The sequence below is a fragment of the Pseudomonadota bacterium genome (genome assembly GCA_039033415.1).
Classification (GTDB): domain Bacteria; phylum Pseudomonadota; class Gammaproteobacteria; order Xanthomonadales; family SZUA-38; genus JANQOZ01.
Window position 1 is genome coordinate 47,833 of the sequence record JBCCCR010000038.1, and the last position, 15,175, is coordinate 63,007.

The 15,175-nt window shown below is 61.9% G+C and carries 16 protein-coding genes; 10 read left to right on the forward strand and 6 right to left on the reverse strand.

All coding sequences use genetic code 11. The annotated features are described in order from the left end of the window. Positions 1-7 precede the first annotated feature (7 nt). The 3 genes from AAF358_23955 to AAF358_23965 all read right to left on the reverse strand — a co-directional run bounded on the left by AAF358_23955 (position 8) and on the right by AAF358_23965 (position 3,511). On the reverse strand, positions 8-1,066 hold the full coding sequence (locus tag AAF358_23955) for a PA0069 family radical SAM protein (protein MEM7708632.1): 1,059 nt from the start codon (positions 1,064-1,066) through the stop codon (positions 8-10). Positions 1,067-1,125: 59 nt separating this feature from the next. After that, complete coding sequence (locus AAF358_23960) at positions 1,126-1,782, reverse strand: peroxiredoxin-like family protein (protein ID MEM7708633.1); 657 nt, start codon at positions 1,780-1,782, stop codon at positions 1,126-1,128. 76 nt (positions 1,783-1,858) lie between these two features. Then, positions 1,859-3,511, reverse strand: coding sequence for an AMP-binding protein (locus tag AAF358_23965; GenBank protein ID MEM7708634.1), 1,653 nt, complete (start codon positions 3,509-3,511; stop codon positions 1,859-1,861). 182 nt (positions 3,512-3,693) lie between these two features. Here AAF358_23965 and AAF358_23970 point away from each other — a divergent pair, with 182 nt between their 5' ends. Beyond that, positions 3,694-6,117 carry a TonB-dependent receptor gene (locus AAF358_23970; protein MEM7708635.1) on the forward strand — a complete coding sequence of 808 codons (2,424 nt, stop codon included), beginning with the start codon at positions 3,694-3,696 and terminating at the stop codon, positions 6,115-6,117. Positions 6,118-6,266: 149 nt separating this feature from the next. Further along, a complete protein-coding gene (locus AAF358_23975; GenBank protein MEM7708636.1) occupies positions 6,267-7,568 on the forward strand; it encodes a sodium-dependent transporter in 1,302 nt (433 codons plus the stop codon). A gap of 12 nt (positions 7,569-7,580) precedes the next feature. On the opposite strand, the gene AAF358_23980 is transcribed toward AAF358_23975, so the two are convergent. Both AAF358_23980 and AAF358_23985 read right to left on the reverse strand, forming a co-directional pair. Next, entirely contained in the window at positions 7,581-7,844 is a 264-nt protein-coding gene (locus AAF358_23980) for a hypothetical protein (protein MEM7708637.1), read from the reverse strand. Positions 7,845-7,960: 116 nt separating this feature from the next. Beyond that, positions 7,961-8,257: a hypothetical protein gene (locus AAF358_23985; GenBank protein ID MEM7708638.1), complete on the reverse strand. Its 297-nt coding sequence runs from the start codon at positions 8,255-8,257 to the stop codon at positions 7,961-7,963. Between the two features lie 146 nt (positions 8,258-8,403). On the opposite strand from AAF358_23985, the gene AAF358_23990 reads away from it, so the two are divergent. The 5 genes from AAF358_23990 (at position 8,404) to AAF358_24010 (ending at position 11,284) form a co-directional block, all read left to right on the forward strand. Next, entirely contained in the window at positions 8,404-8,646 is a 243-nt protein-coding gene (locus tag AAF358_23990; protein ID MEM7708639.1) for a hypothetical protein, read from the forward strand. 45 nt (positions 8,647-8,691) lie between these two features. After that, positions 8,692-9,609 carry a DMT family transporter gene (locus tag AAF358_23995; protein MEM7708640.1) on the forward strand — a complete coding sequence of 306 codons (918 nt, stop codon included), beginning with the start codon at positions 8,692-8,694 and terminating at the stop codon, positions 9,607-9,609. Positions 9,610-9,639: 30 nt separating this feature from the next. Then, positions 9,640-9,990, forward strand: coding sequence for a hypothetical protein (locus AAF358_24000; protein ID MEM7708641.1), 351 nt, complete (start codon positions 9,640-9,642; stop codon positions 9,988-9,990). Positions 9,991-10,180: 190 nt separating this feature from the next. Then, a complete protein-coding gene (locus AAF358_24005) occupies positions 10,181-11,047 on the forward strand; it encodes an SPFH domain-containing protein (GenBank protein ID MEM7708642.1) in 867 nt (288 codons plus the stop codon). 33 nt (positions 11,048-11,080) lie between these two features. Then, the gene (locus AAF358_24010; protein ID MEM7708643.1) at positions 11,081-11,284 is read left to right on the forward strand and encodes an Arc family DNA binding domain-containing protein; all 204 of its coding nucleotides are present in this window, start codon (positions 11,081-11,083) and stop codon (positions 11,282-11,284) included. On the opposite strand, the gene htpX is transcribed toward AAF358_24010, so the two are convergent. Then, on the reverse strand, positions 11,281-12,162 hold the full coding sequence (gene htpX, locus AAF358_24015) for a protease HtpX (protein ID MEM7708644.1): 882 nt from the start codon (positions 12,160-12,162) through the stop codon (positions 11,281-11,283). The genes AAF358_24010 and htpX overlap by 4 nt on opposite strands. Before the next feature lie 197 nt (positions 12,163-12,359). On the opposite strand from htpX, the gene cysZ reads away from it, so the two are divergent. The 3 genes from cysZ to AAF358_24030 are packed head-to-tail and all read left to right on the forward strand — an operon-like array spanning position 12,360 to position 15,030. Next, positions 12,360-13,088: a sulfate transporter CysZ gene (cysZ, locus tag AAF358_24020; GenBank protein ID MEM7708645.1), complete on the forward strand. Its 729-nt coding sequence runs from the start codon at positions 12,360-12,362 to the stop codon at positions 13,086-13,088. Between the two features lie 4 nt (positions 13,089-13,092). Further along, positions 13,093-13,977 (forward strand): tRNA glutamyl-Q(34) synthetase GluQRS, encoded by an 885-nt coding sequence (gene gluQRS, locus AAF358_24025; protein MEM7708646.1) that lies wholly within the window; start codon positions 13,093-13,095, stop codon positions 13,975-13,977. Positions 13,978-14,010: 33 nt separating this feature from the next. Continuing rightward, positions 14,011-15,030 (forward strand): NADP-dependent oxidoreductase, encoded by a 1,020-nt coding sequence (locus AAF358_24030; protein ID MEM7708647.1) that lies wholly within the window; start codon positions 14,011-14,013, stop codon positions 15,028-15,030. Positions 15,031-15,175: the final 145 nt, after the last annotated feature.

Sequence of the window (15,175 nt, forward strand, 5' to 3'; positions counted from 1 at the left end):
CGCGACGTTAAATCGCGAGCGAAAGCTGGTCGCCCGCCTCTGGCGGCGGCCGGAACTGGGAGGTGTCGAGCGTCACGTCCCGAGCGCTCAGCCCGGCATTGCGCTGAGCCCGCGCAAAGCGCTGGGCAAAGAGATCGGCAAACGGGCCCTGCCCTCGCATGCGCCGCCCGAATCCACCTCGATAGACTTCGCCACCGTGGCACTGACGCAGCAGGTTCATCACCGCCAGCCGTCGATTGGGATAGTGCTCCCCCAGCCATTCGGCAAACAGCGATTCGAGCTCAGCCGGGAGCCTCAGCAGGATGTAGCCCGCTGACACGGCGCCCGCCTCTCGGCTGGCGCTCAGAATGGCTTCCATCTCGTGTTCGGTGATTTTTGGAATGACCGGCGCGACCATCACGCTCACCGGAATGCCGGCGTCCGTAAGCTCCCGAATCACGTTCAGCCTAACCTGGGCGGACGCCGCCCGGGGCTCCAGCAGGCGCTTTGTCTCGGCCGTCAGCGACGTGATGCTGATCGCCACCTGCGCCAGGTTGCGCCTGGCCATCTCCGCCAGCAGCGCCTTATCGCGCAGGATTAAACTGCTTTTGGTGATCACGCTGACGGGCTGGGAGAATCGATTCATCACCTTCAGCAGCTGGCGGGTGATGCCCATACGCTTTTCCGCCGGCTGGTAGGCGTCGGTGCTGGCGCCGAGCGCGATAACCTTGCACCGATACGATGGCGCCCGAAGCTCGTGCTCCAGCCGCTGCGGCGCCTGGGGCTTGGCGAAAATCTGAGTTTCGAAATCCAATCCCGGCGACAGGCCGAGGTAGGCGTGCCCGGGCCGAGCGTAGCAGTAGATGCAGCCGTGCTCGCAGCCTCGATAGGGGTTGATCGACAGATCGAACGGAATGTCCGGCGAGCTGTTACGCGTGATGATCGTGCGGCTGGGCTCGGTGCGAACCTGAGTGGCGATCCGATCCAGCGGCGGCGCCGGGTCGGGCCGGGTGACCTGGAGGTTAAATCGACCTGCGGGGTTAGATACAGCGCCACGACCTTTCATGGGATTTACAATACTGTACATTTATACAGCATTCAACCCAAAGGCCGTGGGAGGGGGCCGCAGCCCCCTCGAAGTGCACGTTACCGCTGCATTTTCAGCGTAAATCCCGACAGGTTGCTGGCCGCTGCGAGCAGCACGTCCGGGTGCAGTCGCACCTTATAGTCCGGATTCACGTAGCTGAACTTGATGATGCCGTCGGTATCGACAATAAACACCGCCGGTGCCGGCAGCTGACGGTGTTTGAAGCCGGAGATCTCCTCCAGGTCGTACTCATACTGCTTCATTCTCTTATAGGTTTCGTCATCCACCCGAAACGCGATGCCGAACGCCTCAGCGATTTTGGAGTCGCCATCCGACGCGAGGAGGTAGCTCGGCTGATCCTGTTCGTCAGCCAGCGCCTCAGCCAGCAGCTCCGGCCGGTCAGGGCTGATGAACACCACGTCCTGGTTCATCGCGGCCATCTCTTCCTCGATCTCCCGCAGCTTTGACCAGTAAAGGTTGCAGAACGGGCACCAGCCGCCGCGATAGAAGATGAGCACCGCCGGCCGCTCCATGTCCGCAGGATCGAGGGTAAAGGTATCGCCGCTCGCTGTGGTAGCCGAGAAAGCCGGCGCCGTCAGGCCCGGCAGCAGCGGCTTGACGTCAGCCGCGTCGGTGGGAACCTGCGCCTGAGCAGACGTCAGGGCGGCCAGCAGCAGCAGCGACGCCGCGACGATGAATGAGGATGTGGGTTTCATTAAGAATTCCTGATTGTTGTGGTGAAACAAACCGTGGTCCACGGGGTATCCGCAGTAGACCCGGCAACGGCCACTTTTATTGCGCCAAAAAAGCGACGGGCTGCTTGTGGTCCTCAGCGAGCGCCGCGGCGTAGCGTTGCTCCACCTGATGTCGACGCACCTTTAAGGTGGGCGTCAGCAAACCGTTACTCGTGTCCCAGGTTTCGCCAACCACCAAAATCCGGCCGATCTTTGCGTGCGATTCCAGAGTCTCGTTCAGCTCCTTGCGGGTTTGATCGAGACTTTCCGCCAGGGCCTCCCGAGACTCATCCGCCGCGCTTTCCGCGAGTACCACCAGCGCCACGGGCTGCGTCATGCCCGATCCCACCAAACACACCAGCTCAACAAACGGATTACGACCCAGCCGGCCCTCGATCGGCACCGGCGCCACGTATTTGCCTTTGGCGGTCTTAAAGATCTCCTTTACGCGCCCCGTAATCCGGACGTAGCCGTCGGCATCGATGTTAGCGCGGTCGCCGGTCTTGAAGAATCCGTCGTCCGTGAAACTCTCGGCGGTTTTCTCCGGATCGTTCCAGTATTCGGTCATCGCTGTAACGGTTTTGATCTGCAGCTCACCCTCTTCACTCAGGCGCAGCTCGGTGCCGGGACACGCCCTGCCGATCGTGCCACGGCGGATCTCCCCGCCAAAGGGCAGCAGCGTGCCGTAGGCAAACGTTTCGGTCATGCCCCAGCCTTCGGACAGAGGCATATCGAGCGCTTCCCACCAGTCGAGCAGCGAGCCGGCGATCGGCGCGGATCCGCTCATAAACCAGCGCGAATGCTCCAGGCCCATCTGGCGCCGGATTCGTTGTTTGATCACACCGCTGATGATCGGCAGCTTCAGCAGCAGCGCCAGGCGCTGGGCGGGCAGCTTATCCAGCACCTGCAGCTGAAAAATTTTCCACAGACGCGGCACCGAACCAAAAAAGGTCGGTCGGCACTCTTTTAATGCGTCGATAAAGCGATCAACTGAATGGACAAACCACAGCTGCCCCTGATGCACGATCGAGGAAGCCTCCACATAGGACCGCTCGGTGCAGTGAGCCAGCGGGAGGTAGGAGAGCAGTCGATCCTCAGGGCCAAAGTCGAGCGCTCTGCCAATCTGGTCGCCGGCGTACAGGAAGCTTTGGTAGGTGTGCACCGCACCTTTCGGTTTGCCGGTGCTGCCGGAGGTATACAGAAGCGTCATGACGTCGTCGGGCGCCGGCACAAAGCTTTCGGCCAGCGGTTCATGCTGATCGAGCAGGTCCTGCCACTGATACTGGCAGTCGAGGGTCGGGTAAGGAAACGCGATGCGAACCACCTCCGGGCCGATACCTGCGTCCTGCTCTTCCGGATGGTCGAGCTTGCCCACAAACACCGCCCGGCTGCCTGAGTCTTCCAGCGTGTGGCGCGTGGTGCTCTCGCTGGCCGAGGAGTAGATCGGCACAGAGATGTAGCCCCCGACCATCAGCGCGAGATCAGCGATGATCCACTCAGCGCAGTTGCGCGAAAAAATGGCGATCCGGTCGCCGGGCTCGAAACCCATCGCGCGCAGGGCGCTGGCCAGCCGGCGCGCCTGGTCGGCGCAGTCACCCCAGGTAAAAACCCGGGTGCCATCATCCGACGGCTGATGAAGATACGGCTGTTGAGGGCACTCGCTTTCGTATCGGTAGAGGTAGGCCTGCGGGGTCGTCAACTGATCGGGCATAGGGCTGCGCTCCGTGTCTGGCTGCCGGTGGGGGCCGTATCTTACCGCGGCTGGCGCAAGGTTTCGGCCTCACCCGCTGCGTTGACGCTCTCCGAGGGGCTCACGCAAATTCAAACGGTAGTACAAAAAACCCAACATTTAGCGTATAAGGGGCGCACTGACCACAATCCCAGGAGGGGACCATGAAATCTACGCCAGTTCGGTCGGCGCTGACCCGCACGACTCTGCTCGCTACTGGAATTTGGCTTGCGCTGCCCGCGCAAGCGCAAGACCCAATGCTGGAAGAAATTGTCGTAACCGCGCAGAAGCGTGAACAGAGCCTCCAGGACGTCCCAATTTCCGTGAACGTTGTTACCGGACGCAAGATGGAAGACGTCGGGCTCAAGAAGATCGACGACCTGCAAAACTACGTCCCCAACCTGACGATGTCCGAAACCGGCATCGGCAACAACATTTATATCCGCGGCATCGGCTCGGGCATCAACCCGGGGTTTGAACAGTCCTCGTCCATGTTTGTGGACGGCGTCCACTACGGCCGCGGCCAGCTGGCCCGCGCCCCGCTGTTCGACATGGCGCGCGTTGAGGTGCTGCGTGGCCCCCAGAGTATCCTGTTCGGTAAGAACAGTATCGCCGGCGCCATCAGCCTGACGACCGCGCAGCCGACCCAGGAATTCGAAGGCCAGGTGTCGGCGCTGTATGAGCCGGACCACGGCGAACAGGAAGTGAGCGTCATTCTCTCTGGCCCGATCAGCGAGACGCTGTCCGGCCGGCTCGCCGTGCGCAAGCGCGACATGGACGGCTACATCGAAAACATCACCATCGGCGGGGACGAGCCCAACCGCGACGAGTTGACGGTTCGCGGCATCTTGCGCTGGGATCCGACCGACCAGCTCAGCGTCAGCGCCAAGTTCGAACGCAACGAGTTTGACGTGCGCGGCCGCCAGGTAGAGATCTTCAGCGATACCTACGGGTTTCCCGGTCCGATTCCGACCAACCCGCTGGCGATTCCCTACTCCCAGTTCCAGGTTCTGGCCTTAGGGCAGGACCCGTCGGCGCTGGACGTGACTCAGGATTTCCGCCGCAGCGCCAACGGCGACTTCAGCAACAACGAGTCGGACAACTTCACGCTGAACGTCGATTATGACTTTGGCGGCTTCACGCTGTCGTCCATCACGAGCTACGTGCAGTATGAGTTCAGCGAGCTATGCGACTGCGACTTCAGCGGCGCCAACGTGATTCTCGCCCCGCTGGAGGAAGACTACGACCAGTTCTCCCAGGAGCTGCGCCTGACCTCACCCGGTGGCGAAACCGTCGACTGGATCGTCGGTGCGTTCTACCAGACCAACGACCAGTCTTCGCCTGACGCTACCGGCGTACCCGGCAACAGCCTCATCGGACCGGTTGTGAACGGCCTCCTGGGTCCAGGCGCCGGTGACCTGTTTGTCAACAGCTCGGCCGCCCGGACCTTCACCCAGGACACCGACGCGCTGGCCATCTTTGGTCAGGCTACCTGGAACGTGTCGGATACGCTGCGGTTAAGCCTCGGTCTGCGCTACACCGATGAGTCCAAGGACGCCACGCGCAACATCGTGCTGTCCGACTTTGCCACCGGTCAACCGATCAATCCGGCCACCGAGCCGCTGCGCTTTGGCACCGCGGCCGCGGTCTACGCCGGCCTGTTCGGCATCCAGGTGATTGGCCACGACCTCGTTGGCCAGCGCGATGACAGCTCCACCGATATCTCGCTGAACGGTCAGTGGGACGTTACCGACGACACGATGCTCTATGCCTCGTTCTCCACCGGCTTCAAGGCCGGCGGCTTCGACACCCGCTCCAACACGATTCCGGGCGCTTCGGCGATCGGCGTGCCGGGTATCTTCGCGCCGGGAACGCTGCCTGACGGCACCTTTGAGTTCGAGGACGAGCAGGCGGACTCTCTGGAGATCGGCGCCAAGATGCGGCTCGCTGACGGCGCTGCGGAGCTGAATGCCGCGGCATTCTTCACCTCCTACGAAGATCTGCAGATCAGTATCTTCGACGGCATCCTGGGCTTTAACGTGGGCAACGCCGCCGAGGCTGACATCCAGGGCGTGGAGCTGGACGGTCGCTGGCAGATCACCGAGTCATGGGGTATGTACGGCGCGGTGGCGTTCACGGACTTCGAGTTCAAGAACTTCCAGAACGGCCAGTGCTTCTTTGGCGAGCCCGATCCGGAAGGTGACCGCCTGTGTGACCGCACCGGCGAAACCAACCAGTACGTCGCGGACTATTCCGGCTCGGTCGGTTTTGACTACCGCACGGACATCGGTAGCTCGCTGTTTTTCCGCGGCAACCTCGATATCAACTTCACCGACGAGTTCTTCACCGCGCAAAACAACGATCCGCTGACGGTGCAGGACGCCTACGCCAAGATCAACCTGCGTCTCGCCCTGAGCAATCAGGCTGACACGTGGGAAGTGGCGCTGCTGGCCCGGAACCTGAACGACGAAGACGTGATCCGCTACTCCAACCCGGTACCGCTGTCCGGCACCTTTGGTTCCAACAGCGCATACGGCTTTGTCGAGCGGCCCCGTTCCATCGCTCTGCAGGCAAGCTACCGCTTTTAGCGGAGCCTGACCGACTCAATGCCCCGGCGGACTCTCCGTCGGGGCATTTCAAACCCCGGGCCGGCTGAATCCCTCAGCGTCTTCTCAAGCCCGATGCCTAGATCCCAATGTAATATCGACCACAGAGCCAAGCCGGTGACGCGTCAGCCATGAGTCGACCGAAGTTTTCTTCCCAGTGGGCAACCGTCATGACGATGACCGGTCTCGCCGTTGGGCTGGGCAACGTCTGGCGCTTTCCCTACATGATGGGGCAGCACGGCGGCGGCGCTTTTCTCGTGATGTATCTGCTGCTGATGCTGGCTTTTGCCGTGCCGGCCATGAGCGCGGAGTGGGCGTTTGGGCGATCCACCGGCCGCGGGCCGATCGGCGCCATGGCGGCGGCCTTCGGTAAAACGCCGGGCACTGCGGCGGGCATCATCGTGCTGCTGAGCGTGCTCGTTACCGCAAGCTACTATTCGCTGGTGGTCGGCAACGTTGCCTACAGCACCTGGTTTGCCGTGAGGCACGGCTTTGCAGAGCAAACGCTGGAAACCTATCAGCAGGAGCTTGGCAACCATCCGCTGCAGCTGGCTTTTGCGCTGCTGGTGGTGCTGGCCTCAACGCTGATTGTCACGCGAGGGCTCAAACGAGGTGTCGAGCTGGCCAACGTGGTGCTTGTGCCACTGTTCGGCGTGGCGGCCGTTTATCTGATCTTTGCGGTCCTGCGGCTGGACGGGGCGTTTGACAAGCTGACGGGGTTTATCACGCCCGATTTCTCGCGCCTGAACGTCGACGTCGCCTTTGCCGCGCTGGGTCAGGCCTGTTTTTCGGTGGGCCTCTCCGGCACCGTCGGCGTGGTGCTGGGCAGCTATCTGCGCCGGCGGCAGGCGGTGCTCGGCACCGCGCTGACAACCGCCGGCCTGGACGTTATGGCCGCGCTGCTGGCGGCACTTTTTGTGGTGCCGGCGGTGCTGATGTTTGGCATCGACATGACGGCCGGACCCGGGCTGTTGTTCGACACCCTGCCCCACCTTTTCAGCCTGCTGCCCGGCGGACGCTGGCTGGCCGGCATTTTCCTGCTGTCCTGGGTCAGCGTGGCGCTGCTGAGTATCGTCGCCACCCTGGATACCCTGACCACCGGCTTTGGCGAGCTCAAGCTCCTGGCGCCGCTGCGCCGCTGGCTGACGCCGGCGTTTGGACTGGCGATTGCGATCCTGGTGACGCCGATCGCGTTTAATCCGCAGTGGCTGGGCATGCTGGACACCATCTTTGGCTCCGGCATGTTTATCCTCGGCTCCCTGCTGGCGATTACCGGGCTGGGGTGGGGCTTAGGAAAGCGAACAACGGCACAGGAAATTGACCCCACCGGCGGCATGCCGTGGCTCGTGTTTTGGATTCGGTGGGTGATACCGCCGACGGTGGCGGTGATTCTGGTCGGCTTTGTTTACAGCTCAGTGACCGGCGGCCACTGAGCCTTCAGGGCCTCAGCTTGGGTCGCGGTCTTCCGGCTCCGGCTGGCCCGCAGTGGACTGGTCCTTGGGGCGAACCGCTTCGGTGATCAGCGCCTGCGCCGCCTGCTCAGGGTTTTGAAACTTACGGCCTTCGAGAGCGCCGGCATGACAGTGGTAGTCATCATGCTTCTTGCCCTTGTGGCAGCCATCTTCGTTCAGCGAGGTATCGTGCGCCAAAATTGCCGGCGAGAGCAGCGTTCCCAGGAGCCCGGCCAGCAGCAGTCGAAAATTTTTCATCACAGCGTCCAATCTGTCTAGGTCTGTCAATTTAGCAAAGTGCGGGGCACCTGACCGCTGCTGCCGGATCAGCGGATCAGTCTGCTTCGCAGGCGGCCCCTACGGCACTCGCTCCCCTAGTTTTTGCCGGGTTTGCCTTCCTTCTCAGGCTTCTTCTGACCCAGGCGTGCCGCCACCAGCGCGGCGTTCATGGCTCGACGATCGGCGAAGCTGCGGCCCTTCAACGGCCCCTCGTGACAGTGAAACTGGCCGCTTTTGGTCTCCTGATGGCAACCGTTTTTGTCGACGGTCAGCTTGTGGGCGGCTGCCGGACCCGCCACCATCGCCAACGTTATCGCCAGCAGCCGAATACTTTTTCTCGCTACTACGGGCATCAAATGCTGAGCCTTCACATCATTAGAGGTTGGTTTCATGGGCTGATCCCCTGTTGTTCTGTGCACTGAGCATAGGTGAACACATCACACTGAACAACTGTATAGGTTAAATAATCGTTTTTTTGTATCTGTGCATTGTTCAGTGATCCGGTAGTCTCACCCTTACCAGGTGATGGGAGTTCAGCATGAAAACACCGACACCCGATCGAGGGGTTGTATACCGGCACACGCGGCTAATGCGTCAGCGCTTTGGCCTCGATAACGGCCACTGGCCACGCACTTTTTTCAGCGCCTGGCTCAGGCGTTATTATCTGGCGGCCCGGCTGAGGGCCGTATTGCTGACCGCTAAGCCACAGCGACGGGTTGACCCATGCGATGACTGGCAGCGCAGCACCACGGCCGACATGTGTCCGTCCTGCACCTGCTGAGCGGAACATAACTGTTCTCAATCGATCTCCAAGGAAGTTGGCTTTTTGAACAACCCGCTGATCTACGGCACCACCGTTCTGGTCTGGGGCAGCACCTGGCTGGCCATCAACTACCAGCTGGGAGTGGTCCCGCTGGAGGTGTCGGTCTTCTATCGTTACGCCCTTGCGGCCCTGCTCCTGCTGGGATTCTGCGCCGTGACCGGACGGACGCTGAGGTTCAACCTGGCGGAGCATAAGCTGTTTGCCGGGGTCGGCGCGCTGATGTTCAGCCTGAATTATCTGATGGCCTACGCAGCCCAGCAGTACGTCAGCTCAGCGCTCAACGCGCTGATATTCTCGTGCATCCTGTGGCTGAACATTTTGAACGCCAGGATCTTTCTCAAGGTGCGCTCGGAGCGTGAGGTGCTTCTCGGGGCCGCCTTCGGCATGCTGGGCATCGTTGTACTGTTCTGGCCTTCCCTTTCGACGGTCGAAGTATCCGACGCGGTGCTTCTGGGCGGCGCCTTCAGCCTCATGGGGGCGCTTTCAGCCTCGCTGGGCAACATCCTGTCGCAGCACGCGCTGACGCAGCTGCCGGTGCTCCAGGTGAACGCCTGGGGCATGAGCTACGGGGCGCTGTTCAACCTGCTGGTCTGCCTGGCCCTGGGGCGGCCGTTTCTCTTCGATCCGTCGATTGCCTACGTCGGCTCTCTGCTCTACCTGGTGCTGGCCGGCAGCATCGTGGCTTTTGTCCTTTACCTGACCCTCGTCAGCCGGATCGGCGCCCACCGCGCAGGTTATACGGTGGTGATGTTCCCGGTGGTGGCAACGCTGCTGGCGGTGGCGTTTGAGGGCCTGGAGCTCAGCCGCTGGCTCCTGGCCGGTATGGCCCTGGTGCTCACCGGTAACGTGATGATTCTGCGGCAGGGCAAAAAAGCTTCACAGGACACTCGACGATTCTCAGGAAATGAGAATTCGGCGTGATCCAATAGCTTCGCGCTAGAGGAGAACGCCATGCAAGCCACCCAACAACTCGTCGATTTTCCGCTTCCCGAGAACCCGTCCGGCAAGCGCCACGACGCGGGCCCCAGCGCCCGGCAGCAGCGGGCGAGCCAGTCGGTCGTTGGCAAAACGGTCACCGGAATCATCTCCAGGCCCGTCAGTGGAGGCCGAGAGTCGCTGTTGATGCTGCAGTTCAGCGATGGCTCCTGCTTTGAATTTGTGTCTCCAGCAGCGCAGAGAGCTCTGAGCCGCCACAGCGGTCGCACGTCCGCCGCGGACACGGCGGCCGACAACAGCCTCCAACAGCTCTCCTTTTTCCCCCATGACGGAAAGCCGGCAGCGTCTTCAACTCCGGTGTTCTGACGGCGCTTTGGCTGCCTGCATCCGCACGCTGGGCAGCCGCCACCACTTAAGCCATTCCTTTCCGTCACCTCAAACCCGGCCTACTGGCCGGGTTTTTTTTTGCGCCGCCGCCGGACCGATGACGAACGGCACTGCAACATCTGAGTTGATTTGATATCATTTTGTTATCTTTTCAATTCAAGGCGATCGGATGAATACAGAAAAAGTCATAAAGGTCAGCTCGGGCTACGTCATGCTAGTCGGTCTCGCGGTCGCTCAGCTGCTCGGTGTTTTGGCGTTTGTCTTCGCCGTGGAAGCGTCCAGCGATCTCTGGAAGATTCCGGCGGTGCTGCTGAACATCGGAATTCTCATCCTCTGGTTCGGCCTGTTTATGGTCAACCCGAACCAAGCCAAGGTTCTGCAGCTGTTCGGCAGCTATGTGGGCACGGCGCGTAACCCCGGACTCCGCTGGGCAAACCCCTTTTACTCCAAGAAGGCTGTTTCCGTGAAGGTGCGTAACTTCGAAAGCGGGAAGCTGAAGGTCAACGAATCTTCCGGCAGCCCGATTGAGATTGCCGCGGTGGTGGTCTGGCGCGTCGTCGATACCGCAGAGGCCGTATTTGAGGTGGATGACTTCGAAGAGTTCGTCAATATCCAGAGCGAGGCTGCGCTTCGTAACCTGGCCACGTCCTATCCGTACGAGTCCGACAAGGAAGACGAGACCTCCCTGCGCAGCCACCCCGCGAAGATCTCCGAGTCGCTGCGGAAAGAAATCCAGGATCGGCTGGAGAAGGCCGGAGTGGAGGTGATCGAGGCACGGATCAGCCACCTGGCCTATGCGCCGGAAATTGCGAACGCGATGCTGCGGCGCCAGCAGGCCTCAGCCATCATTGCGGCCCGGGAGCGGATTGTGGAAGGTGCCGTCGGCATGGTCGAGCTGGCGCTGTCGGAGCTCAGCCGGCAGGAAATTGTTGATCTGGACGAAGAGCGGAAGGCCACCATGGTGAGCAATCTGCTGGTGGTGCTTTGCAGTGAAGACAACGCCCAGCCGGTGCTCAATACCGGTACGCTCTACTAACCCTCGCCAAGGCGGTCGGCCAGGAGTTAGCTGATGCCCCGCAAAAAGGCGTTTGCGCTGCGAATGAGCGATGACATCTTCGCCGCCATTCAGCGCTGGGCTGACGACGACCTGCGCTCCGTCAACGGCCAGATCGAGTTTCTGTTGCGGGAGGCGCTGCGGGACAGCGGCCGGATTCCGCCGCCAAAGGCGGATCCGGCGCCGGGCACTAAGACGCCCGACGACGGAGACGGCTAGCCCGAGGCCAGCGCAGCGATGCGCTCCTCTAGCGGCGGGTGCGTCATCATCAGGCGCTTAAGCCCCGCCGTGCCTTTGCCGCTGATGCCAAACGCTTCCACCGAGTCGGGCAACGAGCTGTGGCCATAGGTCTGGCTCAGCCGCCGTAGCGCGCTGATCATCTTGTCCCGACCTGCCAGCTCCGCCCCGCCCTGGTCGGCGCGGAACTCGCGCTGCCGGGAGAACCAGGCGGCAATGATGCTCGCCAGCAGGCCGAGGGCGACCTGAGCCACCATGACCACCAGGAAATAGCCCATGCCGCCGCCGCGTTCGTTGCGGAACACCACCTGATCCACCACCATGCCGATGATGCGGGCAAAAAAGATCACAAAGGTGTTCAGAACTCCCTGCAGCAAGCCCATGGTTACCATGTCGCCATTGGCTACGTGCGCCACCTCGTGGCCGAGCACCGCCTCAACCTCGTCGGCCGTCATCGCCGTGAGCAGCCCTGTGCTCACGGCCACCAGCGCATCGTTGCGCTTCATGCCCGTGGCAAACGCGTTCATCTCAGGCGCGTCGTAGACCGCCACGTCCGGCATCCCGATGCCCGCCTTTTCCGCCTGCCGTTTGACGGTGTCGACCAGCCATGCCTCGGTGCTGTTGGCCGGCTGTTTGATGACGCGGGCACCGGTACTCTTGAGCGCCAGCCACTTCGACATGGCCAGCGATATGAATGATCCCGCCATGCCGAATACGGCGGAAAAGATCAGGAGCCCCGTCAGGTTGATGCCGCTCCCGCTGCGGGCCAGCGCGTCCTCGATACCCAGCACCTTGAGGACAATTGTCGCCAGCGCGATGACCGCCATGTTGGTTGCCAGAAAAAGAAAAATCCGGGTCATAATGCCTCCAGGTCTTAAACCACTCGCCTGGCCAGCCAGGCCGACGAGTCGCGAGGAATTCGCTTGATGTGTTGCGTCAAACCGTTGATCTGGGTTTTGTTGTGGGGCGAATCAAGTCCCCCGGCTGACAGCCGCCTGGCACCGAGGCAACTCTTGGCAGTGGGCGGACCGCGTGCCAAAAGGAAAGATAGTCGCCCATGATTGCGCAAGTATTACGAGGCGCCGGCTTTGCGCTCGGCGGGTTTGGCTGGCTTCGCCGGCCAGGGTTACGTCGATTTCTGCTGGTCCCGCTGCTGATCAATCTGCTGGTCTTTGGCGCCGCTGCCACCTATTCCCTAACGCGTTTTGGCGACTGGCTGGAGACGCTGCTGCCGGCGTCGCTGGGCTGGCTGTGGTGGGTCCTGCTGCCGCTGGCCGCAATCGTTTTGCTCGTTGTGGTGTATTTCACCTTCACCATGGTGGCCAACCTCCTGGCCTCACCCTTCAACGATCGGCTGGCCGAGCGGGTGGCAGACCGGCTCGGTCACCGCATCGACGAAACGCAGCGAGCGGGCGCCTGGGCTGGCCAGATTCTGAAGGCCACTCTGGGAGAGCTCCGCAAGTGGCTCTACTTTGCCTTTCTTGCCCTACTGGCGCTGGCCTGCTGGCTGTTTCCACCCACCACGCTGCTGGCGCCGTGGGTGTGGCTGCTGGTGGGCATATGGATCTTTGCCTTCGAGTATCTCGACTATCCGCTGGGTAACGCCGGGCTGGGCTTCGGCGGCAAACATCGCTGGATCCGCGAGCATCGCTGGTACGCGCTGGGCTTTGGCGGGACCCTGACCGTGATGACGCTGATTCCCGTGGTCAATTTTGCGGTGATGCCCGCTGCGGTCTGCGGGGCAACCGAGCTCTGGGTCTACTGCGAGCGGCGGGAGCGCGCCTGAATCGATGGCCCGCGCCGCGAGCTACGTCGGACGCTTTGCCCCGTCTCCGACGGGCCGGCTGCACATGGGCTCGCTGATTGCCGCGCTCGCGAGCTACGCCCAGGCGCGTCAGCAGCAGGGGCGGTGGCTTCTGCGGATGGAAGATATCGACCCGCCCCGCGAGCGACCCGGCGCCGCCGAGGCCATCGAGGCGGACCTGAAGCGCTTCGGCATGTCGCCCGATAAACCAACGCTTTTTCAGAGCACGCGTACCACCGCCTACCAACAGGCGCTCAATCGACTGAAAGCGAGCGGTCACGTGTTTCCCTGCGGCTGCAGTCGCCGCCATCTGGGGCACGGGCACCTGTATCCACAAACCTGCAGCGGCGGTCTGCCGCCAGGGCGCGAGCGACGCAGCTGGCGCGTTCGGGTGAGCGGGCGCTATGCCTTCGACGATCTGCTGCAGGGAGCCTACGGTCAGCAGCTCGAAACGGAGGTGGGCGCGTTCATCCTGTGGCGAGCTGACGGCCAGCCCGCTTACCAGCTGGCCGTGGTGGTCGACGATTATTTTCAGGGGATTACCGAAGTGGTGCGCGGCAGCGACCTCATCGGCTCCACGCCTCGACAGCTGTTCCTGCAGCGGCTGCTCGGGCTGCCGCAGCCGGCTTATCTTCACCTGCCGGTGGCCCTCAACGAACAGGGCAACAAGCTGAGCAAACAGACCGGCGCACGACCTATCGACCCACAGCAGCCTATGCCGGCGCTGGCGCGGGCCTGGTCGTTTCTTGGCCAGGAAGAACCTCCAGCGGAGGCGCTGACCTCGCCCGAGGCGTTCTGGCGCTGGGCGCCGGCCCGCTGGAAGGCAAACCGCATTCCCGCGGTAACCGAAATCCCTGCGAACGGTTTATGATGCGGGCTGTTTTGGACATAAGCAGGCAACCGGATGACCGACGTTAATCGCCAGTGGATCATGACTTCGCGCCCAAAGGACATGGTGTCTCGGGAAAACTTCAGCTGGCAGGAGTCCCCAATGCCCGAGCCGGGTGACGGGGAATTTTTAGTCCGAAATCTCTTCCTGTCTTTCGACCCCACCATGCGGGTCTGGATGAACGCGCAGGACAGCTACCTGCCGGCGATCCAGATCGGCGAGGTGATGCGCTGCTTCTCGGTGGCCCAGGTGGTCAAATCGAATCACCCGGATTATGCGGCCGGTGAACTCGTGAACGGCGGCTTTGGCTGGCAGGACTACGCCGTCAGCAACGGCGCCGGACCCATTCCGCCGAGCAAGCTCCATCCGGGCATCGACCCGCAGCTGACGATGAGCGTGCTCGGCATGACCGGCCTGACCGGCTATTTCGGCATGCTGGATGTGGGCGAGGTAAAGCCGGGAGACGCGGTGCTGGTCTCCGGCGCCGCCGGCGCCACCGGCTCGGTAGCCGCGCAGATCGGCCGCATTAAGGGCGCCAGAGTTGTGGGCATGGCCGGTGGGGAAGAAAAGTGCCGCTGGCTCAGCGAGGTTGCCGGTCTCGACGGGGTCATCGACTACAAGTCGGAAAAGTTGAGCAAAGCGCTTCGACAGCACTTCCCCAAAGGCATTGACCTTTACTTCGACAACGTCGGTGGACCAACGCTGGATGCCGCCCTCGCCGGCCTGGCTCTGGGCGGCCGGGTCGTGCTGTGCGGCGCAATCTCAGGCTACAACAGCGCCACCGGTGCTGACGGGCTCAAAAACTACGCCAATCTCATTGTGCAGCGCGGCCGTATGCAGGGCTTCATTATTCTCGACTACGCCAAACGCTACGGCGAGGCGCTACAAGAACTGTCGGGCTGGGTTCAGTCAGGTGACCTGAAATACCAGATCGACCTGCAGGAGGGCCTGGAAAATGCACCGGAGACATTTCAGCGCATCTTCACCGGTGCAAACCAGGGTAAACAGCTGCTGAAGGTTGCGGATCCGACCTAAAGGAAGGGCTGGGGTCAGGGTAAATGGGCAGAATTAAAACAATTTGCCCTGAAACTGACACCCCAAATAATTTGGGGTGCGGGAGCCATACCCGGGATACAACAGCAGCCCGTTAAATGTAACCAGGATAACTGCCGGCGTTTAC